A 22,224-nucleotide genomic window follows, 5' to 3' on the forward strand; every position below is an offset into this window, starting at 1 on the left:
GTCACCATGCCCTGGGTGAACAGGCCCTTGAACGGCTCGTCCAGGCCGACATGGCCCGTCGCCTTCATGGCGCGGGTGAAGTAGCGCGAATAGAGCAGGTGCAGGATCGCGTGCTCGACGCCGCCGATATACTGGTCGACCGGCAGCCAGCGATTGGCGATGTCCGGCACGGTCGGGGTCTCCGCCTGGGGCGCGGTGAAGCGCGCATAATACCAGGAGGAATCGACAAACGTGTCCATGGTGTCGGTTTCCCGGCGGGCCGGGGCGCCGCATTGCGGGCAGTCGACATGCTTCCAGCTCGGGTGATGGTCCAGCGCATTGCCGGGCTTGTCGAAGCTCACATCCTCGGGCAGCACCACCGGCAGGTCCTTCTTGGGCACGGGCAGCGTGCCGCAGACCTCGCAATGGATCACCGGAATGGGGCAGCCCCAATAGCGCTGGCGCGACACGCCCCAGTCGCGCAGGCGATAATTGACCTCGACCTTGCCTTGCGGCTGGCCATCGACGCTGCGGTCAGCGAAATGGGCCGCCGCGGCTTTCTTGGCTGCCTCGATGGTCAGCCCGTCGAGAAAGCCGGAATTGACGATGACGCCGTCATCGGTAAAGGCCTCGTCAGCCACGGTGAAGCTGGCATCCGCATCAGCGGGCCGCACCACCGGCAAAACCTTCAGGTCATATTTGCGGGCGAAGTCGAGGTCGCGCTGGTCATGCGCCGGGCAGCCGAAAATGGCGCCGGTGCCATAGTCCATCAGCACGAAATTGGCGACATAGACGGGCAGGGTGGCGCCCTCGACCACCGGATGCTTCACGTGCAACCCGGTGAAAACACCTTTCTTTTCAGCCTTTTCCAGCGCTTCGGTCGCCGTGCCCTGGCGGCGGAATTCGGCAATGAATTCAGCCAGTTCGGCATTGCCGACAGCCAGCTCGGCGGTCAGGGGATGATCGGGCGACAGCGCAATGAACGAAGCGCCAAAGATGGTGTCCGGCCGCGTGGTGAAGACGTCGACGCTGGTGGCAGCCGTCTTATTGCCCGGCACCAGTTCGAACAGCAGGCGCAGGCCCTCGGATTTGCCGATCCAGTTGCGCTGCATGGTGCGCACCTTCTCGGGCCAGTCGGTCAATCCGTCGAGGCCCGTCAGCAAGTCCTCGGCAAAGTCGGAGATCTTGAAGAACCACTGGGTCAGCTCGCGCTGTTCCACCACGGCGCCCGAGCGCCAGCCGCGGCCGTCGATGACCTGCTCATTGGCCAAGACGGTCATGTCGACCGGGTCCCAGTTGACCTTGGACTGCTTGCGCGTCACCAGCCCCGCTCCCATCATGTCGATGAACATCGATTGCTGGTGCTTGTAATATTCCGGCTCGCAGGTGGCGATTTCCCGGGTCCAGTCGATGGCAAGGCCCATCGACTTGAGCTGCGCCTTCATGGCGGCGATGTTCTGGCGCGTCCAGGTGCCCGGATGGGTCTTGCGCTCGATCGCCGCGTTCTCTGCGGGAAGCCCGAAGGCGTCCCACCCCATGGGATGGAGCACATTCTTGCCCCTGGCCCGCTGGTAGCGTGCCACCACGTCGCCCATGGAATAGTTGCGCACATGGCCCATATGGATGCGGCCCGATGGATAGGGGAACATCTCAAGGACGTAGTAGGGCTCGCGCTTGTCGTCATTGGAGCTGACAAAGCTCTGGTTCTCGTCCCAGACCTGCTGCCATTTCGGTTCCATCTCGCGCGGATTGTAGCGTTCGCCGCTCACTTGGTGTCGTCCTTGGGTAATGTGTCGCTCAGCGGCGCAAATGTCCGGCGCAGCTTGCGTTTCTTGGGGATTTTGGCTACCGGACCATCACCAGAAATCCCCCCCAAGGTCAACAGCAACAGGGCGAAAGCATGGACTCCGCCGCCGCCGACCGGCTCGACGCCATAAAGCAGCGCATCGCCAAGGCGCAGGAGCGCTTCGGCCCGCCACCCGAACGGGTCGAGCTCGTCGCTGTCTCCAAGACCTTTCCGGCCGATTCCATCGTGCCGTTCCTGGATGCCGGGCAGCGCGTCTTCGGGGAAAATCGCGTGCAGGAGGCCAAGGACAAGTGGCCGGCCTTGCGTGAAGCCTATCCCGATATCGAGCTGCATCTGATCGGACCGCTGCAGACCAACAAGGCGCGCGAGGCGGTGGCGCTGTTCGATGTCATCGAGACCGTCGATCGCGAGAAACTCGCCAGCATGCTGGCAGCAGAAATGGCGCGTGCTGGCCGCAAGCTGCCCTGTTTCGTGCAGGTCAATATCGGCCTCGAAGACCAGAAGGCCGGCATCGCGCCTGCCGAGGCAGTGGCCTTTGTCGAGCGCTGCCGGACCGTCCATGGCCTCGATATCGTCGGCCTGATGTGCATTCCGCCCGACGGCGTGCCGCCCGGGCCCTATTTTGCCCAGCTCGCGGAGCTCGGTCGGGCCGCCGGCGTCGCCAGCCTGTCCATGGGCATGAGCGGGGATTTCGAAGTGGGGATCGCCATGGGTGCGACCCATGTCCGGGTCGGCTCGGCGCTTTTTGGCCACCGTCCGCCGCTGGGTTAGTGGAGCGGGTCAGTATTTCGCACAGTATGGCGCGAAAGACTGCAACTTCCGGGCCCATTTTTCGTTGCTGTTGACTGTAACGCCGTTGTGATTGGCTGGTCAAAAACTGGTCGCAATCTTGTGACCCAAGACGGGCTGGCGAAAAGACCGGAGAAAACAATGAACAAGCGACACATCCTGCTGGTGGACGATGATGTGGATCTGCGCGAGACCCTGGTCGAACAGCTCGAAGCCCATCCCGAATTCGAGGTCCTGCAGGCCGGCACCGCCAATGATGCGCTCAAGGTTACCCGTGAAAACAATATCGACCTGATGATCCTCGATATCGGCCTGCCCGACATGGACGGCCGCGAGGCGGTCAAGGTGTTGCGCTCTGAGGGCTACAAGAGCCCGATCCTCATGCTGACGGGCCACGACAGCGATGCCGACCAGATTCGCGGGCTCGATTCGGGCGCCAATGACTATCTCACCAAGCCGTTCCGCTTTCCGGTGCTGCTGGCGCGCATCAATGCCGCGCTGCGCCAGCATGATCAGAGCGAGGATGTGATCTTCACCATCGGCCCCTACAGCTTCCAGCCATCGGCCAAGATTCTGGAGGCCAATGACGGCAACAAGGTGCGGTTGACCGACAAGGAAACCTCCATTCTCAAGTATCTCTACCGGCAGGGCCCCAAGACCATCACCCGGGATGTGCTGCTCAAGGAAGTGTGGGGCTACAATAATCGCGTCACCACACACACGCTGGAAACCCACATCTACCGCCTGCGCCAGAAGATCGAGCGTGACCCGTCCAATGCACGGCTGCTGGTGACGGAAGAGGGCGGCTACCGCCTGGTGCCCTGAAAGCCGTGGATGGCGCGGCCTTCCCGCAAAATCCGGTACACGATCCGGCGAAATACCCTATAGGATGATGCGGCTCCGCTCTGGCGGGGCCAAGGCGCATCCGGATTGGGGCATATGATCAGGGACGATGCGGCCGAGGCACTGGCTCAGGCCGAATTCTTCGATATCTGCGACGATGAGCAGCGGCGTATGCTGGCCTTTGCCGGCGACCTGCGCCGTTTCGATCCCGATGCGGTGCTCTACAAGGCCGGCGAGGTGCCGCAGGGCGCCTTCGTGCTCGTTTTGGGGACACTCAAGGCCAAGCCCGAAGGTCCCGGCGCGGGCAAGCCCTACGCCATTTCCGAGCCCGGCAGCGTCGTCTCCTCCATGGCGCTGATCCTCTCCAAGCCGCGCCCCGTCACCATCACCGCGGTCACCGAGTGCCAGGCGCTCTTCGTGCCGCGCACCGCGTTTCTCAAGCTGGTGCAGCAGTCGCCCGACCTGGCGCAGCGCGCCGTAGCCCGGGTGGAGCGGGATCTGGGCAATTATCTGGGTGCGCTCGAGCCAGTCGGACGCCGTATGAAGGCGGGCGACAAATAGACTCTTCCTTACCTCTCCCTTCGGGGGAGAGGCAAAAAAGGCTAAACCCCGGCAAACCGCGCAATGACAGGCACATGGTCGCTCGGCTGCGGGGCGTAGCCGCGATAGGACTTGATGATCTCGGTGCCGATGCAGTGCTCGGCAATATCGGCGGTCGACCAGATATGGTCGAGGCGCCGGCCCTTGTTGGCATTTTCCCAATCGGCGCTGCGATAGCTCCACCAGGAATAGAGCTTCTGGTCATGCGGCACATGCTTGCGCACCAGATCGATCCAGCCATGCCCGCCATTGAGGATGGCGTCGAGCGCCTCGGTCTCGACCGGGGTGTGGCTGACGATCTTGAGCAACTGCTTGTGGCTCCACACGTCGTTCTCATGGGGAGCGATGTTGAAGTCGCCGGCGATCAGGTGGCCGCGCTGGAAGACGGGTTCATTGAACCAGCTGGTCAGTTCGCTGAGAAAGCCCAGCTTGTGCTTGAACTTGGGGTTGATCTCGGGGTCCGGCTCGTCGCCGCCGGCGGGAATATAGAAATCATGCAGCGTTACCGGCCCGTGGCCGAAATCGGTCAGCGCCGAGACATGGCGCGATTCGGGAATCTCGCAGAACATCCGGCTCGATATGTCAGTCAGCGGAAACTTCGAGACAATAGCGACCCCGTGATAGCCCTTCTGCCCATGCACGGCATGATGGGGATAGCCTGCCTCTGTGAAGGCATTGCGCGGAAACTGGTCGTCCGTGCACTTGATCTCCTGGAACATGATCACGTCCGGCGTGTGCTGGGCGATGAAGTCCAGCACCATGGGCAGGCGCAGGCGGATTGAATTGATGTTCCAGGTGACGATCGAGACGGGCATGTTCGGCCTTTGGCTGGCAAGGGACATCCTTATCGCCAAGAGGCCGGGAGAGGACAAGCCGGTTTTGTCGCAAAGTGCGAGGGCGGGCGCCGCGAACCTCCCATCCGAGTGGAGCGGAGGGTGTCGACTGCAAGCCTGGTGCGCCACATGCAGCGGAAGTCCGGCGTTACCCGCCCGTTTCGACCAACAAAAAACCCGGCCTTGCGACCGGGTTCTTCAATTCAACAATGCGCCAGGGCTTACTCGGCCTTGGGCTCTTCGCTTGCAGCGGCAGCGGCCTGTTCGGCGGCAGCAGCAGCGGCTGCGGCTTCCGCGTCCTTGGCGGCCTGCTCAGCGGCAAAGGCCTCGGCGGCAGCGATCTTTTCGGCTTCGCGAGCTTCACGAGCAGCCTGGGCGGCCGTGCGCTCGCCGGCTTCGATCTTCTTGGTGCGCGAATTGGTCGATTCGAAAATACGCGCCGATTTACCGCGACGATCGCGCAGGTAGTAGAGCTTGGCGCGACGGACCTTGCCGCGCTTCAGAACTTCGACCGAAGCCACGTTCGGGGAATAGAGCGGGAATACGCGTTCCACGCCTTCGCCATAGGAAATCTTGCGCACGGTGAAGCTGGCGGTGATGCCGCCGCCATTGAGGGCGATCACGATGCCTTCATAGGCCTGCAGGCGTTCTTTTTCGCCTTCGCGGATCTTGACCCACACCTTGACGGTATCGCCATGGGTGAAGTCGGGAAGCACGCGCTTGGCGGCCAGTTCTTCGACATGCTCAGCATTGAGCTGCTGGATGATATTCATGATCCGTCCTGATCTTTTCAAAGGAGCGCTTCATCGCGTTTTGAGGCGCGGCGCCCGGTCTTGGTTGTAACGGAGGTTTTTCAGTCTTCTTGTTAGTGCGGTTCGGGTCCGATTAGCCCAAACGCGCGGTAGTGGCGGCTCCATAGGCGAAAAACCGCCCTGAGTCCAGCACCTGTGACGGTTTTGTGGCTATTTGGCCGCCGGCAGGTCGGGGCGGCGCGTCTTGGTCAGCGCCAGGCTCTGCTCGCGCCGCCATCTGGCAATCTTGCCGTGATCGCCCGAGGTCAGCACGGCCGGAATGTCGACGCCTTCGAAGCTCTGTGGCCGCGTATATTGCGGATATTCGAGCAGGCCGTTCTCGAAGCTCTCATCGGCATGGCTGTCGGCGCCGCCCAGCACGCCCGGAATGAGCCGCACCACGGCCTCCAGCAGCACCATGGCGGCAACCTCCCCGCCGGCAAGCACATAGTCGCCGATGGAGATTTCCTCGAGGCCGCGGCCATCAATCACGCGCTGGTCGACACCCTCGAAACGACCGCAGACGATGACGGCGCCCGGTCCCAGCGCCAGTTCGCGGGCTCGGGCCTGCGTCAGCGGGGTGCCGCGCGGCGACATCAGGATGCGCGGCCGCGTGTCGCCTGGCGGGGAGACCGTATCGATGGCCCGGGCCAGGATGTCGGGCTTGAGCACCATGCCGGCGCCGCCGCCCGAGGGGGTGTCATCGACAGTGTGGTGCCGGTCGGTGGCGAAGTCGCGCAATTGCCGCGCCTCGAGCGACCACAGCCCGTCAGCCAGCCCGCGCCCCAGCACCGAGGCGCCGAGCGGGCCCGGAAACAGGTCGGGAAACAGGGTTATGATCGACGCGGAAAAGCTCAATCGGGCTCTTCCTCACCCTCTTCCGCATCGAGCGGGACGACGATGGTGAGATACCCCTCCGTCAGATTGACCGTGGGGACCACGGCCTTGGTGAAGGGATAGAGATAGGTATCGCCGCTCTGGGCATCGCGCACTTCGATCAGGTCGCCGGCGCCGAAATTGGGCAGGGCCGAAACCGTGCCGAGCACCACGCCGGTGTCGAGCCGGGCTTCGAGCCCGAGCAGGTCGGCATGGTAGAAATCGTCCTCGTCCTCGGTCTCGGGCAGCTTGTCCCGATCGATGAAAAGGCCCACGCCGTTGAGGTTCTCGGCCGCAGTCCGGTCAGAAATGCCATTGATGTGAGCAACGACCACATTCTTGTGCAGGCGCAGCTTGCTCAAGGTCACGACGAGGCCCGGCCGGTCGGTATCGAGCGGTCCGTAGCTGCCGATGGCCAGCGGGTCCTGGGTATGGGTGGCGATACGCACCGCGCCCTTGATGCCGTGGGCCGCCCCGATCTGGCCGACAAAGATGCGGTTGGTCTTGTTGTTCATGCTCGCTCCGGCAGTTCTGCAGGGGGTCTTAGCAGGCGTTGGCCGGCTTGGGAATTGCAAGGGAACCAACCCCCGATTGCTGCTATTGTCTGAGCAAGCCACTGCATAGGAGCTGTTTATGGCCAGGACCCTTACCGACCGCGACGATATCCGCCAATGGGCCGAGGCCCGTGGCGGCAATCCCATTCTGATGGATACGCCCGACGGCACCGGCATAAGGACGCTGTTGCAGCTGACTTTCGGCCAGCATGCCATCAATACCGAGGGCAATGAAGGGCCGGACCGGATCGGCGGCTTTCACCTGGTGAGCTGGGAGGAATGGTTTGCGGCACTCGATGAGGGCAAGTTGGCCTTGCGCGTGTCTGACGATCCGGCCGGTGGCAACGAGGCCGAGTTCGAGTTTGTACCGCGGGACTAATCGCGCGACCTAGGCGGTGGCGGTCCGATTGGTCTGTCGAGCGTGCCAGTGGCCGGCCTCGGCGAGATCGCCCGCGACCACAACCCGGTCGCGGCCGGTGGCCTTGGCAGCGTAGAGCGCCCGGTCCGCCCGGTCCATGAGGCCAAGCAGGCTCTCACCGGGCTGATGCATGGCGATGCCGGCGCTCACAGTCACCTTCCAGCTGATGCCCGCATCAAAATCGGCCGCCGACAGGCCGGCACGGACGGCCTCGGCATAAAGCCGCGCCGCGGCCAGATCGCTAGCGCTAAGGATGACCGCAAATTCTTCCCCGCCGATACGGCCGGCAATGGCATGCGGCAATGAAGCTTGCCGCAGGAGCAGCCCAAGCCGGGAGATGACCCTGTCGCCCGCTGCATGTCCCGATGTGTCGTTGATCCGCTTGAAATGGTCGATGTCGAGCAGGATCACGCAGGCCGGGCGTGTCCTGGTTTCGCGCAACCGGGCTGCGGCGGCTTCTTCGAACGCCGCCCGGTTGAGCAAGCCGGTCATGGCGTCGGTGGTGGAGCGCTGGCGCATCCGGTTGAGCTCGGCCAGCACGTGGCGCAGCACCAGGGCAACGGCCAGCGCCAGCAGGGCAACCACGGTGAATAGCGTGATGATCAAGGGGTGTTCCACCGGCGGGCGGAGGCCCGGCGGCGGCGCGAAGTCGATGAGGCCGTTTATCGGCGGGCGCGGCTGGAGCGCGATCGCCTCGCCAGGAGTGCTGCCCGCCTCGTATCCGCCGCGCAAAGCAGGGGGCGGCGGCGGGTTGAGGACCCGTGCGAGGCCACCAGGATGGAAGAGCGACCGTATGGCGACGGCGCCGATGCCGGCGATAAGGGTCAGGCCATAGCCCCAGGCGCCGGCGCGAAACACCAGCACGGTGGACCAGGTCATGAACACCAGGACGGGAACAGGCCCGAGCAGCAGCCAGTATGGCGGCGGCGCATTCAATATTGTCAGGCCAGTGGCGATGACCACGAGCAGGATGCCTGATGTCACCATGCGGCTGACCGGGCTGGCGCGGGTGTCGCCCTCCTTGTGCAGCCCGTAGGCGACAAGGCAGGCGGCGGCATAAAAACTGCTCCAGCTCAGCCATTTTATCCAGACGGCCGGCATGGGGAGGCGCATTGTCGAGGTGGCCAGCCACAGCGCCAGCAGGACGAAAGCGCCGGCCCACCAGCCAAAGGCCGTCAGGCTGCGATTGATCGCGTAAGCGATCAGCAGTCCGCCCGCCAGCAGCAGCGCCATGACCGCGGTTGCAAATGAAAACACGTCAACCTGGAACACTGCGCCCCTCTCCTTGCCGGAACGGGAGAATAGGCCAAGGCGCGTTAACGCAACCTTTGACCCCGCATGTGGCTACGCCCTTTGCGATCAGCAATGGTTAGCGGGCACTCTCCGCTGCGGCCTTGATGGCTTCCGAGGCCCGTAGCGGCAATCCCATTCTGATGGATACGCCCGACGGGCCGGACCGGATCGGCGGCTTTCATCTGGTGAGTTGGGAAGAGTGGTTTGCGGCGCTCGATGAGGGCGGGTTGGCCCTCAGAGTGTCCGATGATCCGGCTGGAGGCAGCGAGGCAGAGTTCGAATTCGTCGAACGCGAATAGAACTGCCCTTTATGCTGCCTCCAACGATGCGCGCACCTTATTCGGTCGGGGCGGAGAGCGAGTTGAGACCGCCCTCGTAGAGACGCATGGTGGCTTCGATGTCCTCGATATGCATGTTGAGGCCCGCTTCCACCGCTTCAGCCTGGCGGCGCAGCAGATCGCGGCGCGAGATCAGGTCGAAGCGCTCGCTCTCGAGCTCCTTGACCGCAAGGTCGATCTTGTCGCGGTGCGAGGCCAGGCGCTGCACCATCGGGGCCGATTGCTTGGCCGCGTCCTGCAACACGGCTTCCATTTCTTCGACTTCCGGCTGGACAATCTTCAGGGTAGTCTTGGACCGTACGGTCATTTCTTTCTCCACCATTGAAATAGCTGTCCCAAGGCTCGGTGTGTGAGACACTTGAACACAGGTGCGTACTCATAGCCCCAACACCGAGAAACCAAAGATTTACCCGAAATTTACCTTAACGGCCAAATGCCCGGCCGGGTCACGCAACCATTTTAGGTCCAGCTGAGAGCGGCTATTGTTCCGCCGCCGCCTCGAGGGCTTCCATGTCCTCGTCCGAGAAGCCGAAATGGTGGCCCAGCTCGTGGATCAGCACATGGGTGACAATCTCGCCCAAAGTATTGTCGTCGTTCTCGGCCCAGTAATCGAGAATGGCGCGGCGATAAAGGAAGACTGTATTGGGCAATTGCCCGGTCTGGGGCACGGCGCCGTCCTCGGTCAGCCCGATGCCGGAGAACAGGCCCATCAGCTCGAACGGGCTCTCCATGCCGAAGCCTTCGAGTACATCGTCCTCGGCAAATTCGGCCACCGAGCAGGTGACGTCGGCCGCCAGCGAGCGGAATGGCTCGGGCAGGGTGGTCAGCGCCGCGGTGGCGAGAGCCTCGATATCGTCCAGGGTGGGCGCGAAGCGCGCCCCCCAGTCGGCCTGGCTTACTGCCACCCGCGGATGTCGACGAAGTGGCCGGCAATGGCCGCCGCCGCCGCCATGGCGGGCGAGACGAGGTGCGTGCGGCCCTTGAAGCCCTGGCGACCCTCGAAATTGCGGTTGGAGGTCGAGGCGCAGCGTTCCTGCGGCTTGAGCTTGTCCGGGTTCATGGCCAGGCACATCGAGCAACCGGGCTCGCGCCATTCGAAGCCGGCATCCTTGAAGATCTTGTCCAGCCCCTCGGCCTCGGCCTGGTCCTTGACCAGCCCGGAGCCCGGCACGACCATGGCACTGACCGTGGATGCCACCTGCCGGCCGCCGATGACGGCAGCGGCGGCGCGCAGATCCTCGATGCGGCCATTGGTGCAGGAGCCGATGAAGACGCGATCGATGCCGATCTCGGTGATCGGCGTGCCGGGCCTCAGGCCCATATAGTCGAGCGCCCGCCACTTGGAGGCACGCTTGTTCTCGTCGGCGATATCGTCGGGGTTCGGCACCGCGCCGGTCACCGAGATCACGTCCTCGGGCGAACTTCCCCAGGAGACGATGGGCGGCAGCTTGGCGGCGTCGAGAATGACCACCTTGTCATAGACCGCGCCCTCGTCGGTATAGAGCGTCTTCCAATAGTCCAGCGCCATATCCCAGGCCTTGCCGGTCGGCGCGCGGTTGCGGCCCTTCACATAGTTGAAGGTGGTCTCGTCGGGGGCGATCAGGCCGGCGCGGGCGCCGCCTTCGATGGTCATGTTGCAGACCGTCATGCGGCCTTCCATCGACAGCGCCCGGATGGCTTCGCCGGCAAATTCGATGACATGGCCATTGCCGCCGGCGGTGCCGATCTCGCCGATGATGGCCAGGATGATATCCTTGGCGGTGACATGCGGCGGCAGCTGGCCGTCCACGCGCACCAGCATGTTCTTGGCCTTCTGCTGGATCAGCGTCTGGGTCGCGAGAACGTGTTCCACTTCCGAGGTGCCGATACCATGCGCCAGGGCGCCGAAAGCGCCATGCGTCGAGGTGTGGCTATCGCCGCAGACAATGGTCATGCCGGGCAGGGTAAAGCCCTGCTCGGGGCCGACAATGTGCACGATCCCCTGGCGCCTGTCGAAGGGGTCGAAATATTCGATGCCGAAATCCCTGGTATTCTCGGCCAGGGTCTCGATCTGGATGGCGCTTTCCGGGTCGGGATTGGGCAGCGAGCGGTCGGTGGTGGGCACATTGTGGTCGACCACGGCCAGCGTGCGCTCGGGATGGCGCACCTTACGCTTGTTGAGACGCAGCCCCTCGAAGGCCTGCGGGCTCGTGACTTCGTGCACCAGATGCCGGTCGATATAGAGGAGCGACGTGCCGTCCTCATTGTTCTGGACCAGATGGTCGTCCCAGATCTTGTCGTAGAGCGTGCGGGCCTTGGTCATAGCGGTATTCCGGCAGGGAAAGTTTGGAGTGGTTCTAAGCCCGGAAGGGCATAGGGTCAAGCGCAAGCGTACTCACGGGTACGGTTGATCATGCAGTGGTCGCCGCTGGCGAGTTCGGCAGCTAGCGTGGCTGGGGCTGCCGGTCCATGCCGCGCAGACGCAAAACGCCGAAGATCGTCGGGTCGACGCCGACCTTGGCGATGCACCAGAGGGCCATGAAGACCTGAGACACCAGGCGGGCGATCATGTTGACGGCGGCCACGCCAACCAGGCCGTAGATCGGCAGGATCAGCGCCTGCACCAGCAGACTGGTGATGGTGATGGCGCCCAGCGCATAGACGAAGACCCGCTCTTGGCCCGTGGTCGTCATCAAGGTCAGGGTCGGGCCGGTCGCCGCATCGATCAGCAGGCCAGCTGCCAGCAGCACCAGGATCAGGTGGGCGTCGCCATAGACCGGACCGAACAGCGACAGGATCGGTTCCCCGAACAGCACGAAGAGCCCGAATGTGCACACGGCAAAGGCGAAACCGCCCCAGGCTCCGGCCGCCGTGACCAGCTGGGTCTTGAAGCGGTCGCCGGCATAATAGTGCCGGGTGATGACCGGGGCCATGACCAGCACGATGGCGTAGCTGATCAGCGTCATCAGTCCAGCCGTGCGCAGGGCGTTGAAATAGAGCGCCGAGCTTTCAAGGCCCGCCATCAGGCCCACCAACACCACATCGGCGTTGAGGGCCGCGGATTCGATCAGCGCGCCCAGCAGCAACCAGCGGCTGATTCCGCCGCGTTCCCGCCAGTAATGGGCGGTGCCGTTCCAGCCTGCCCGCAATTCATAGCCGCGCCGGTGCGCCAGCCAGTATTGCAGCGCCAGGGTGCCGAACAGCAGTCCGGAATAGAGGGCAAGCGCATCGGCGCCACTCAGCACGACGCCGACGCCAAAGAGCGCGATGGTGGTGGCGGGCATGGCCAGGCGCCAGAGAATGTCGCGCGGCAGCAGCGCGGTCCACAGCGAGCCCTGGGCCCGCAATGCGGCGGAGTTGAATTCGGCCAGCGCCATGGGCAGCACGAGAAAAGCGGCGCCATAGAAGTGGGTCGTCGTATCGGTCAGGCTAACGGTGCCGGTCACGACGAAGACGACCACTGACAGGACCGCGGTGATGCCCAGTGCCGCCAGACCGATCAGCGTCGTTCCCGATCGTATGGATTGGATGGCCTGTTGCGGACGACCCGCCGCCTGGTCCTCGGACCAGAACCGCACAATTGCGGTGGGTTGCCCCATGGCGGCGGCGACGGCGAGGACCGTCGCCAGAGCAAGGCCAAAGGCGAAACGGCCATACTCATCCTGCGACATGCTGCGGGACAGCACCACAAAGGTCAGATAGGTCAGGCCTGCCGTCGCGACCTTGATGCCGAGTGAGCTGACCGCGCGCCAGAATCCAGTGCGGAGCATGGCTGACAGGTCGGAGGGAATGGAAAGTCGCATGGAGCCGCCTCAAGGCCGCGACACCAACCGCAACCCCTGGCAATTTGCCATGACCTTCTCAAGAAGGTCTTACCTTCGGGTCTGGCGCTTATTAAGTTTTCGTAAGGTTGCGACCTCACTAGTGCCGGAAATGGCGCATGCCGGTCATCACCATAGCGATGCCTGCGGCGTCGGCGGCGGCGATGACTTCATCGTCGCGCATTGAGCCACCGGGCTGGATCACCGCCGTCGCGCCTGCAGCCACCAGTGCTTCGAGACCGTCGGCAAAGGGGAAGAAGGCGTCCGATGCGGCCACCGAGCCCGCCGTCAGCGCGCCCTCGATCCCGGCCGCCTTGGCGGCGTCGATCGATTTGCGGTGGGCCGTCAGCGCCGAATCGACCCGGGACATCTGGCCGGCGCCGATGCCGACGGTGGCGCCGGCCTTCACATAGACGATGGCGTTGGATTTGACATGCTTGGCCACCTTGGCGGCCAGCCGCAGGTCGGCCATTTCGGCGGCGGTCGGCTGGCGTTTGGTCACCACCTTGAGCTCGCAATCGTCGACATTGCGATTGTCCCTGGACTGCACCAGCAGGCCCCCCGCCACGGACTTGACCATCAGCCCGTCGGCCTTGGGATCGGCAATGCCGCCGGTCAGCAGCAGGCGCAGGTTCTTCTTGGCGGCGATGATGTCCTGGGCTTCCTGGGTCGCGGAGGGAGCCACGATCACTTCGGTGAAGACCTTGACGATCTCGGTCGCGGTCACCGCATCGATCTCGCGATTGGTGGCGACGATGCCGCCAAAGGCCGAGACCGGATCGGTGCGCAGGGCATCGCGATAAGCGGTCAGCAGGTCGCCGGCCACGGCCACGCCGCAGGGATTGGCGTGCTTGATGATGGCGACGGCGGCGACTTCGGCGGGGTCGAATTCGGAGACCAGTTCGAAAGCGGCGTCGGTGTCGTTGATATTGTTGTAGCTCAGCGTCTTGCCCTGCAGCTGGGTGGCGGTGGCGACGCCGGGGCGGCTTTCGCCATTGGCATAAAAGCCCGCCCATTGATGCGGGTTCTCGCCATAGCGCATCACTTCGCGCAGCGTGCCGGCAAAGCTGCGATAGGGAATTTCGGGATAGTCGATCGCCTTGGCGAACCAGCTCGAAATGGCGCTGTCATAAGCAGCGGTGCGGGCATAGGCCTTGGCTGCCAGCTTCTGGCGCAGCGCGAAGGGCACGCCGCCGGTCCCGGCGATGGAGGCGAGGATCTCGGGATAGTCGGCCGGATCGACGACCACGGTCACATAGGCATGGTTCTTGGCCGCCGAGCGCACCATGGCTGGGCCGCCGATATCGATATTCTCGATGATGTCGTCATAGCCGGCGCCCGAGGCGACGGTCTTTTCGAAGGGGTAGAGATTGACCGCAACCAGGTCGATGGCGCCGATCTCGTGCTCGGCCATGGAGGCGGCATGGTCGGCCTTGTCTCGTACGGCAAGCAAGCCGCCATGCACCTTTGGGTGCAGCGTCTTGACCCTGCCGTCCATCATTTCGGGAAAGCCCGTCAGGTCCGAAATCTCGCGCACTGGCAGGCCCGCGTCGCGGATCAGCTTGTGCGTGCCGCCGGTCGAGACCAGCTCGACCCCGGCGGCGCTGAGGCCCCTGGCGAATTCGGCCATGCCGGACTTGTCAAATACCGAAAGCAGCGCCCGCCCGACTTTGACCGTCTTGCCCATGAGGATTTTTCGCCTGTTGCTGTGATATGCGCGCTCGCTAGCACGAAGCGAGAGAAAGGCCAACTGCGGACTGAGCTCTTACCTCTCCCTTTGGGGGAGAGGTCGGCGCGCAGCGCCGGATGAGGGGGCCTTTTCTTGGTTCGGCGTTAGGGGAAGGCCCCCTCACCCGACCCGAAGACGGGTCGACCTCTCCCCCAAAAGGAGAGGTGAAGAGGCAGATCGAGAGCTACGACTGCTCCAGCGTAAAAATCCAGGCGACTTCGGCGTCACCGGCGACATCGGCCTCCAGCACCAGTTGCCTGGTCTTGTGGAAGCCGACATAGGCCGATTGTCGCACGCTCTCCTCCTCGCGGAAGCTGGCGCCCTCCCAGAGAAAGCTCCACACGGCCCCGTTGGGCAGCACCAGCCGCACGATGCCTTCGCCGCGGTTGCGGCGCACCATGGTGCCGGGCGCCAGGTGAAAGCGGATGGCGAGCAGGCCCGATGGCGTGCCCTTGGCGATCATCCGGTCCTGTCCCACCAGGGTCGTACCCCCCGACAGCAGGGTCAGCCGGCGTTCCAACTCGACGCCGAAGCGCTTGCCGTAGCCGGTGGCCGACAGCGTCAGCAGCTGGTCAGCAGCGTCGAGCAGCAGCACCGGCTGGCGCTGGGCCGGCACGTCTTCGGCATCGATGGTGGGGGCAGAATGGGCGACACCCTGGCGGAACAGCGGCTTGCTGTCGGGCAGGTCGGCAGGGGCCGGGCCGCAAGAGCCCAGGATCAGCTCGGTGCCGTGCGAAAATTCGAAGGCGAGCGCGCTGGCATGCAGGTCCCCGGCGAGGCCCGGCTCCGGCATGAGGCCGGAATCGGCGATGACCACGGCCTCGCCATCGCGCAAAATGCCATAGCCGCCCAGCAGCATGGAGCGGCGCTTGCGCGTCGGCCCATTGGCCTGGATGGCGATCAGCACGTCATGCGGCAGGTGTCCGCCGCCGTTGAAATAGACCGGCTCGCCGCTCGACAGGGTCAGGGCGTCGAGGCTTTCATGCATGCGGTCGATCTGGGCGACCAGCTCGTTGCCGGCCTCAGATTTCACCGCGGCGGCGATGTGGCGCACGCTGACCAGTTCCACCAGCAGTTGCAGTTGCAGGCGGGGATTGCGCGAGAGGTGCAGGCCGTCACTGTCGAGCTGGTCGGCCAAAAGCGTGTTGAGCCGCTCGACGCGCGCCGGCACATCGGTCTTGTCGTCCTGTTCGCAGAATTCGGCGCCGAGCAGGGCAATAGCGGCAAACAGGGCATCGACGGGGTCGCTGGCCAGCGGCGCGCGGACCTTGAGGCTCTGGATCTGGGCGCCGAGCACGCGCTGGATGGAGCGAGCCTCGCCCGGTGTGGCGCCATCGAGCAGCAGCGGCAGGTGCCGCAGCCAGTTGATGATCCGTTGCGCGGTGAGGGCGGGGGCCCAGGTATCATGCTGGAATTGGGCTTCGTGGCTGATCCAGTCGAGCACCAGCATGCGGGCGAAATGGCGCTCGCCGCTGTCGCGCACGTCGCGGAAATGGCGCAGCCAGGAAAAGCCATGCAGGTTCGCCCACCAGTCGGCATGGTCGACATCGAGGCTGAAGGGGGAAACGCCGTTGGTTTCGATGAGCTTGCTGGCGAGGAGATAGCGGCCGGCCATCATGTCGCGCACCGCCTCGCGGTCGGCCGGGCGCAATTCGGGCAGTTCGCCGCCAAAGGCGTCGTCGGCCAGCCCACGCCAGGTCCAGCGCAGAATGGGCAGTGTCACCACCGCATCGGCCAGGCCGAGCGTCAGGCGACGCAACGCATGGGGCGGGCGCAGCGCCATCAGCGCATATGCTCCTGCCGCGCGGCCTCGGCCAGCACTGCCTTGTTTCTGCGCGTCACCCGGTCAAGTCCTTGTTCGGCGCCTTTGGTTATGGCGCTTATTCTTGTTCTTTCAACGACGCCGGAGGCGGGCCACGAAGAACCCGTCCATGCCGCCGTCGCGACCGCCCGGCGCCATGCCCGGATGGGTGCGCACCAGACCGCGCCCGGTCACGGCGCTTTCAAGCCCTGGCAGCTCGGACGGGGTCACCGGCCAGAGCTCGAGGCCTGGCAGCGTTTCCAGCGCCCATTCGACCTGGCCTTCGCCCTCGGCCGGTTCGAGCGAACAGACGCAATAGACGAGCACGCCGCCCGCTTCAAGACAGCGGAAGGCGTTGGTGATCAGCGCGCGCTGCAGGCGGACGCGGCCGGCGACGTCGCCGACCGAGCGATGCCAGATCACCTCGGGATGCCGCCGGAAGGTGCCGGTGGCCGAGCAGGGGGCATCGAGCAGCACGCCGTCATAGGGGGAAACGGGCGCATAATTGCCGGCGTCGGCGACCACGGTTTCGGCCGTATAGTCGAGGCGCTTGAGATTGTCCTTGAGCCGCTCCATGCGGGTGGCGTCGCTGTCGAGCGCCGTTACCCGATAGCCGGCCTTGACCAGTTGCGCGGTCTTGCCACCCGGGGCGGCGCAGAGGTCGAGCACGCGGCCGCCCGGCTTGGCGCCCAGCAGGCGTGCCGGAATGGCGGAGGCGGCGTCCTGCACCCACCAGTGGCCCTCGGCATAGCCGGGCAAGGCTTCGACGGTGCGGTCGCGCTGGTCGATGCGCACGGTGTCGGCCATCACCGGCTCGGCGCCCAAAGCGTCGATCAGTTCGGCATCGTCGGTCTTGAGCGTCAGGTCGAGCGGAGCCCCGGCCAGCAGAGCGGTAGAAAAGCCATCGATGGCTTCCTCGCCATAGGCCTCCAGCCAGGTATCGCCAAAGGTATCGGGGATCAGCAGGTCATCGCTCAGCATGCCGAACTTGGCCGAATTGGCCTGGGCGCTGCGCAATACGGCATTCATCAGCCCGGAGAGGTGACGCGCCTTGGGGTCGCGCTTGGTGGCTTCGACGGCCAGGAACAGCGCGCTATGGGCGCCCAAATCGGGCAGGAAGACCAGCTGCGCCAGCGACAGGCGCAGCACGGCCTCGAACGTGCCGGACTTGCCGGGCATGCCCTTTTCGAGCAGCGCGTGGATGATGAAATTGAGCTGGCCCTGGCGACGCAGGGCCGTGGTGATCAGCCGGTTGGCGAGGCCACGATCGCGCCCGTCGGCGAGGTCCGTGGCGCTGAGCGGCACGAAATTGTCGCCGGCCAGTACTGCTTTCAGCCGCTGGGCAGCGACGAGGCGGAGCTTGAGCCCCGCCGGATCAGGTTTGTTATGCGCCACGCTTGTTCTTTATCCCCAGGGACCGCGTTGTCCGCCGTCCTCGTCGGTCCGTCCGACGGTCGGCACGCGCCAGCCGCCACCGATGTCGCGACCGGTCGAAACCGGCTGCGGGTGAGGCTGAGGCCTGCGGCCCTTATCGTCCACCTGCATTAAAGCTGCAAGCTTGCGCAAAGCCTCAATGCGGTTGCCGGTGTCAGGGTGGGTGGAAAAGAGGTTGTCCATCCGCTGCCCGGAAAGGGGGTTGATGATATACATGTGGGCCATGGCCGGGTTGCGCTCGGCCGCGACATTGACCTGGCGGCCGGCGAGACCGGCAATTTTCTGCAGCGCCGAAGCCAGCGCCATCGGATCGCCGGAGATCGCGGCGCCGTCCTTGTCGGCCTCGTATTCGCGCGTCCGGCTCACCGCCATCTGCACCACCATGGCCGCGACCGGCGCGAGGAACACCATCAGCAGCGCGCCAAAACCGCCCAGCGGATTGTCGCGATTATTGCCGCCACCAAAGAACAGGCCGAACTGCGCCAAAGCCGAAATGGCGCCGGCAAAGGTGGCGGTGATGGTCATGGTCAGCGTGTCGCGGCTGCGGATATGGGCCAGCTCATGGGCGATGACGGCCGCCACTTCGCGCGTTTCGAGGTGTTTCAGCAGGCCGCTCGAAACCGCCACCGCGGCGTTCTGCGGATTGCGGCCGGTGGCGAAGGCATTGGGCTGGTCGGTCTGGATGACATAGACCCTGGGCGTCGGAATGCCGGCCTTGCGCGACAGGATATCGACCATGTCATAGAGCTCGGGCACGCGGCTGCGTTCCACCGGCACGGCATTCTGCATGCGCAGCACCAGCTTGTCGGAATTCCAGTAGCCGAACAGATTGGTCACCAGCGCAAAGGCGAAGGCGATCATCATGCCGGAGGTGCCGCCGATGAAATAGCCCACCACCATGAACAGGGCCGTGAGCGCGGCGATGAGGACACCGGTCCGAAACATATTGAACATTATGAGCCCTTGGGTTCGCGTTCCTGGGCAATTATGTTGTGTGCCCAAGGGTTCCATGCAAGCGGCATGACCAAATCGTAATGCGGACCAGACCATGAGCGACCAGGACAAACCCGAAGACACTCCACGCCCCCTGACCGAAGCCGCAAGGCGCGCGCTGGCGGAGGCCGAAGCGCGCCGCCGCGCGATCGACGCCAAGGGCGCCTTTGCGCCCAAGGAAACCGGCGGCCGCGGCGGGCTGGAGCCCAGCCGCTATGGCGATTGGGAAATCAAGGGTCTGACCAGCGATTTCTGAGGCGCAATCAGCCGACGATATCGGCGAGGCTGTAGCCGGCGGCCGAGACGGCGACCGTGGTCGCTACCGTCAGGATGGCGGCAATCAGTACATATTCGATGGGCCCGAGGCCGGCATCACGGGCAAAACGCAGAACTCTGTGCAACATCGGAGTGCTCTCGGCGGGGGGCATGGCAGAAAAATGGCAAAGCCTGCCTGAACGCAATCTGAACGGGTTCAGTCCTGCGCCGCCGCGATGGCCGGCAGGAGGCCGTCCTCTATTGCCGCGGGCGTCAGCGGCCCCACATGCTTGAAGGTGATGGTGCCCCTGGCATCCACCACGAAGGTTTCCGGCACGCCATAGACGCCCCAGTCGATCGAAACGCGCCGGTCGCGGTCGGTGCCGACGGCGTCATAGGGATTGCCCAGTTCCGCGAGAAACGCCCGGGCATTCTCGGGCGCGTCGGACTGGTTGATGCCGAACAACCGGACACCCGTCACCTCCCGCAATTCCACCAGCAGCGGATGCTCGTCGCGGCAGGGGATGCACCAGGAGGCAAAGACATTGACCACGGTCACCTCGCCCTTGAGCGCCGCCGTATCAAAGCCCGGCACGCCTAGTCCGGGCACTTCGGCCATGGCAAAGGCAGGCGCCGGGCGGTCGATCAGCACGGAGCGCACCAGCCCGGGATCGCGGTCGATGGAAAGGGCAAAGACGGCGACCAGCGCGACGAGGGCAATCAGCGGCAGGCCGAACAGCATATAGCGTATCATCGGGCGGCGCGGCGCGGGTCACGCGCTTCCAGTTCGATGAGCTTTCGCGTGGTGGAACGGGCGTCGTATAGCGTCCAGCCAATCAACCCGGCGACCGCGATGGCGACGCCGATATAGGCCCAGACGATAAAGACGGCGTGGGGTCCGAGGTCGATCATGCCGCGCCCCCCTGGGCCAGCCGGCGCTGCAGGCCCATCACCCGGCGGCGCTTGACCTCGGTATGCATGGCTTTGAGATGCAGCGTCAGAAACAGCAATGTAAACGCGAAAAACATGACGAAAAGCGGGGTCAGGATCGAGCCGGGCATGGTCGGTCCGTCGGCGCGGAACACGCTGGCCGGCTGGTGCAGCGTGCTCCACCAATCCACCGAGAATTTGATGATCGGAATGTTGATGGCGCCCACCAGGGTGAAGACGGCGATGACCCTTGCGGCGCGCAGCTGGTCGTCAAAGGCGCGCCATAGCGCGACGATGCCGAGATAGATGAACAGCAGCACCAGGGTGGAGGTCATGCGCCCGTCCCATTCCCAGAAGGTGCCCCAGGTCGGGCGCCCCCAGAGCGCGCCGGTGAACAAAGCAAGCGCCGTGAACATGGCGCCCAGCGGCGCCGCGGCTTTCATCGAGACGTCGGCCATGGGGTGGCGCCAGACCAAAGTGCCGAGCGCCGAGACTGTCATCACGCCATAGACGAACTGGCTGAGCCAGGCATTGGGCACATGCACATACATGATCCGCACTGTATCGCCCATCTGGTAGTCGGCCGGCGAATTGAAGAAGGCGAACCACAGCCCGGCGATGAAGAGGACCGCGGTCAGAATGGTCAGCGGCCACAGCAGCGGCGTGGTCCAGGCAACGAACTGCCCCGGATGGGCGATCCGGTTCCACCAGCTCTGCTTGGGTGCGGTGTCTGTGCTCATGGGCTCACGGCTCTAGTCCTCGGCCGAGCTTATCGCAAGGGCGGCGGCAAAGGGAGCCAGGGTCACAGCCATGAGGCTCAATGCCGCAAGAAACAGCAGCGCGGCGCTTGATTGGGTCGCGGTGATGCTGCCCACCCCGAAGATCAGCACCGGGATGGACAGGGGCGCGATCAGGATCGGCGCGATCAGCCCGCCGCCCCTTATCGACACGGTCACCGCCGCCCCCACGGCCCCGAAAGCGGCCAGAGCCGGGGTGCCAACCAGCAGCGAGGTCACCATGGCCCAGAAGGTATCGCCATCCATGGCCAGCTGCAGCGCCAGGAGCGGGGAGGCGAGGATCAGCGGCAGGGCGGAGACCATCCAGTGGACGATCAATTTTGCGGCAATGACGCCGCTGAGCGGCAGCTCGGCATGTCGCAGCAGGATCAGCGCGCCATCCTCATGGTCGGGGCGGAACAGCCGGTCCAGCCCCAGCAGCATGGCGAGGAAGGCCGCGATCCACACCATGCCGGGCGCGATGCGGGCCAGCAGCACGCTGTCGGGTCCCACGGCGAAAGGCACGATGGCGCCGGTGATGACGAAGAACAGCACCAGCGTCAGCACATCGCCACCGCCGCGCAGCGCCAGGCGCAGCTCGCGACCCAACATGGCCCGGAAAGCCGTCATAGGCGCGCCCCCAGCACCAGTGTTTCCATGCGGCCCGGATCGGGCAGGGTGATCGGGTCATGGGTGGCGGCAATGGCAAAGCCGCCCATGTCGAGATGCCGGTCGATCAGCCTCGTCACCAGTTCACGGCCTTCCACGTCGAGCGAGGCGGTCGGCTCGTCGAGCAGCCAGAGCGGGCGCAGGCTCACCAGCAGCCGCGCCAGCGCCAGCCGCCGCGTTTGCCCGGCCGACAGATAGCCGGCATCGAGCCCGGCCAGCTCGCCCAGGCCCACTTCGGCAAGCGCCTCGTCGGTGCCAATGCCCGTCGGCCCGTTGACCTGGGTCCAGAAATCGAGATTTTCCCGCACGGTCAGCCGCGGCTTGATGGCGTTGCGGTGGCCGCAATAATGGATTTGCGGGCCGGCCTCGCTATCGGCGCCGGCGAGGTCGAATGAGCCCGCGAGCGGCGCGACGATGCCGGCCAGGGTCAGCAGCAACGTGGTCTTGCCGGTGCCATTGGGTCCGCGCAGCAGCAGGCATTGCCCGGCGGTGATCGCGAAACTCAATTCCCGCGTCAGCGCCATGCCGCCGCGCCCGCAGCTGAGGCCGGTCGCGCGCAGGGTCAGCGGGGGATAGACTTGCCGATCGGTCATGACCCCTTCTCGTATTGAACGAAAGGCAAGGCTGGCAAGCCCAATCGTCTTTCTCTATAAGCCCTTATAGATTGGATTCATTCCAGGAAAGGCAGCGCTGTTGCGCGGTTTCCGGGGCATTCG

The 22,224-nt window shown here is 64.7% G+C and carries 26 protein-coding genes; 6 read left to right on the forward strand and 20 right to left on the reverse strand.

Annotation, left to right across the window (positions count from 1 at the left end; genetic code table 11):
- A partial coding sequence (leuS, locus tag V6M52_RS00005; RefSeq protein WP_332698105.1) for a leucine--tRNA ligase occupies positions 1-1,748 on the reverse strand: 1,748 nt, incomplete at its 3' end.
- 131 nt (positions 1,749-1,879) lie between these two features.
- Here leuS and V6M52_RS00010 point away from each other — a divergent pair.
- The 3 genes from V6M52_RS00010 to V6M52_RS00020 all read left to right on the forward strand — a co-directional run bounded on the left by V6M52_RS00010 (position 1,880) and on the right by V6M52_RS00020 (position 3,979).
- Entirely contained in the window at positions 1,880-2,557 is a 678-nt protein-coding gene (locus V6M52_RS00010; RefSeq protein ID WP_332698108.1) for a YggS family pyridoxal phosphate-dependent enzyme, read from the forward strand.
- Positions 2,558-2,716: 159 nt separating this feature from the next.
- The gene (locus V6M52_RS00015) at positions 2,717-3,400 is read left to right on the forward strand and encodes a response regulator transcription factor (protein ID WP_332687156.1); all 684 of its coding nucleotides are present in this window, start codon (positions 2,717-2,719) and stop codon (positions 3,398-3,400) included.
- A gap of 114 nt (positions 3,401-3,514) precedes the next feature.
- Positions 3,515-3,979, forward strand: a complete 465-nt coding sequence (locus V6M52_RS00020) for a cyclic nucleotide-binding domain-containing protein (protein ID WP_332687158.1) — start codon at positions 3,515-3,517, stop codon at positions 3,977-3,979.
- Positions 3,980-4,020: 41 nt separating this feature from the next.
- Here V6M52_RS00020 and V6M52_RS00025 read toward each other — a convergent pair whose 3' ends face one another.
- The 4 genes from V6M52_RS00025 to rimM form a co-directional block, all read right to left on the reverse strand.
- Positions 4,021-4,833: an exodeoxyribonuclease III gene (locus V6M52_RS00025; protein WP_442881790.1), complete on the reverse strand. Its 813-nt coding sequence runs from the start codon at positions 4,831-4,833 to the stop codon at positions 4,021-4,023.
- 239 nt (positions 4,834-5,072) lie between these two features.
- Entirely contained in the window at positions 5,073-5,624 is a 552-nt protein-coding gene (gene rplS, locus V6M52_RS00030; RefSeq protein WP_332687160.1) for a 50S ribosomal protein L19, read from the reverse strand.
- Positions 5,625-5,813: 189 nt separating this feature from the next.
- Complete coding sequence (gene trmD, locus V6M52_RS00035; RefSeq protein ID WP_332698114.1) at positions 5,814-6,500, reverse strand: tRNA (guanosine(37)-N1)-methyltransferase TrmD; 687 nt, start codon at positions 6,498-6,500, stop codon at positions 5,814-5,816.
- Complete coding sequence (gene rimM, locus V6M52_RS00040; RefSeq protein WP_332687164.1) at positions 6,497-7,033, reverse strand: ribosome maturation factor RimM; 537 nt, start codon at positions 7,031-7,033, stop codon at positions 6,497-6,499. The genes trmD and rimM overlap by 4 nt, the downstream gene beginning before the upstream one ends.
- 118 nt (positions 7,034-7,151) lie before the next feature.
- Between rimM and V6M52_RS00045 the strand changes: the two genes are divergently transcribed.
- Positions 7,152-7,451, forward strand: a complete 300-nt coding sequence (locus V6M52_RS00045) for a hypothetical protein (protein ID WP_332687166.1) — start codon at positions 7,152-7,154, stop codon at positions 7,449-7,451.
- 9 nt (positions 7,452-7,460) lie between these two features.
- Here V6M52_RS00045 and V6M52_RS00050 read toward each other — a convergent pair whose 3' ends face one another.
- Positions 7,461-8,762 carry a GGDEF domain-containing protein gene (locus V6M52_RS00050; RefSeq protein WP_332698117.1) on the reverse strand — a complete coding sequence of 434 codons (1,302 nt, stop codon included), beginning with the start codon at positions 8,760-8,762 and terminating at the stop codon, positions 7,461-7,463.
- 125 nt (positions 8,763-8,887) lie between these two features.
- Here V6M52_RS00050 and V6M52_RS00055 point away from each other — a divergent pair, with 125 nt between their 5' ends.
- On the forward strand, positions 8,888-9,082 hold the full coding sequence (locus V6M52_RS00055) for a hypothetical protein (protein WP_332687170.1): 195 nt from the start codon (positions 8,888-8,890) through the stop codon (positions 9,080-9,082).
- 37 nt (positions 9,083-9,119) lie between these two features.
- On the opposite strand, the gene V6M52_RS00060 is transcribed toward V6M52_RS00055, so the two are convergent.
- From V6M52_RS00060 to htpX, 8 genes are all read right to left on the reverse strand, one after another.
- A complete protein-coding gene (locus V6M52_RS00060; RefSeq protein WP_332687172.1) occupies positions 9,120-9,428 on the reverse strand; it encodes a hypothetical protein in 309 nt (102 codons plus the stop codon).
- 172 nt (positions 9,429-9,600) lie between these two features.
- Positions 9,601-10,026, reverse strand: coding sequence for a metallopeptidase family protein (locus V6M52_RS00065; protein WP_332687174.1), 426 nt, complete (start codon positions 10,024-10,026; stop codon positions 9,601-9,603).
- Positions 10,017-11,423: a 3-isopropylmalate dehydratase large subunit gene (leuC, locus tag V6M52_RS00070; protein WP_332698121.1), complete on the reverse strand. Its 1,407-nt coding sequence runs from the start codon at positions 11,421-11,423 to the stop codon at positions 10,017-10,019. The genes V6M52_RS00065 and leuC overlap by 10 nt, the downstream gene beginning before the upstream one ends.
- 121 nt (positions 11,424-11,544) lie before the next feature.
- Positions 11,545-12,903 (reverse strand): lipopolysaccharide biosynthesis protein, encoded by a 1,359-nt coding sequence (locus V6M52_RS00075; protein ID WP_332687178.1) that lies wholly within the window; start codon positions 12,901-12,903, stop codon positions 11,545-11,547.
- A gap of 118 nt (positions 12,904-13,021) precedes the next feature.
- Entirely contained in the window at positions 13,022-14,608 is a 1,587-nt protein-coding gene (gene purH / locus V6M52_RS00080; protein WP_332698124.1) for a bifunctional phosphoribosylaminoimidazolecarboxamide formyltransferase/IMP cyclohydrolase, read from the reverse strand.
- 226 nt (positions 14,609-14,834) lie between these two features.
- On the reverse strand, positions 14,835-16,433 hold the full coding sequence (locus tag V6M52_RS00085; protein ID WP_332698127.1) for a heparinase II/III family protein: 1,599 nt from the start codon (positions 16,431-16,433) through the stop codon (positions 14,835-14,837).
- Positions 16,434-16,544: 111 nt separating this feature from the next.
- Entirely contained in the window at positions 16,545-17,846 is a 1,302-nt protein-coding gene (locus V6M52_RS00090; protein WP_332698130.1) for an RsmB/NOP family class I SAM-dependent RNA methyltransferase, read from the reverse strand.
- Between the two features lie 9 nt (positions 17,847-17,855).
- Positions 17,856-18,839 carry a zinc metalloprotease HtpX gene (gene htpX, locus V6M52_RS00095; protein WP_332698133.1) on the reverse strand — a complete coding sequence of 328 codons (984 nt, stop codon included), beginning with the start codon at positions 18,837-18,839 and terminating at the stop codon, positions 17,856-17,858.
- 94 nt (positions 18,840-18,933) lie between these two features.
- Here htpX and V6M52_RS00100 point away from each other — a divergent pair, with 94 nt between their 5' ends.
- Complete coding sequence (locus V6M52_RS00100) at positions 18,934-19,134, forward strand: DUF1674 domain-containing protein (RefSeq protein WP_332692561.1); 201 nt, start codon at positions 18,934-18,936, stop codon at positions 19,132-19,134.
- Between the two features lie 7 nt (positions 19,135-19,141).
- Here V6M52_RS00100 and V6M52_RS00105 read toward each other — a convergent pair whose 3' ends face one another.
- The 6 genes from V6M52_RS00105 to ccmA form a co-directional block, all read right to left on the reverse strand.
- Positions 19,142-19,282, reverse strand: a complete 141-nt coding sequence (locus V6M52_RS00105; protein WP_332692558.1) for a hypothetical protein — start codon at positions 19,280-19,282, stop codon at positions 19,142-19,144.
- Positions 19,283-19,350: 68 nt separating this feature from the next.
- Complete coding sequence (locus V6M52_RS00110; protein WP_332698136.1) at positions 19,351-19,887, reverse strand: DsbE family thiol:disulfide interchange protein; 537 nt, start codon at positions 19,885-19,887, stop codon at positions 19,351-19,353.
- The gene (ccmD, locus tag V6M52_RS00115; protein ID WP_332692552.1) at positions 19,884-20,045 is read right to left on the reverse strand and encodes a heme exporter protein CcmD; all 162 of its coding nucleotides are present in this window, start codon (positions 20,043-20,045) and stop codon (positions 19,884-19,886) included. Before ccmD ends, V6M52_RS00110 begins: the two co-directional genes overlap by 4 nt.
- A complete protein-coding gene (locus tag V6M52_RS00120; RefSeq protein ID WP_332692549.1) occupies positions 20,042-20,803 on the reverse strand; it encodes a heme ABC transporter permease in 762 nt (253 codons plus the stop codon). Before V6M52_RS00120 ends, ccmD begins: the two co-directional genes overlap by 4 nt.
- Before the next feature lie 12 nt (positions 20,804-20,815).
- Positions 20,816-21,469 carry a heme exporter protein CcmB gene (gene ccmB / locus V6M52_RS00125; protein ID WP_332698139.1) on the reverse strand — a complete coding sequence of 218 codons (654 nt, stop codon included), beginning with the start codon at positions 21,467-21,469 and terminating at the stop codon, positions 20,816-20,818.
- Complete coding sequence (gene ccmA / locus V6M52_RS00130; protein WP_332692543.1) at positions 21,466-22,101, reverse strand: heme ABC exporter ATP-binding protein CcmA; 636 nt, start codon at positions 22,099-22,101, stop codon at positions 21,466-21,468. Before ccmA ends, ccmB begins: the two co-directional genes overlap by 4 nt.
- Positions 22,102-22,224: the final 123 nt, after the last annotated feature.

It is taken from the genome of Devosia sp. (assembly GCF_036676215.1).
Taxonomy (GTDB): Bacteria; Pseudomonadota; Alphaproteobacteria; order Rhizobiales; family Devosiaceae; genus Devosia.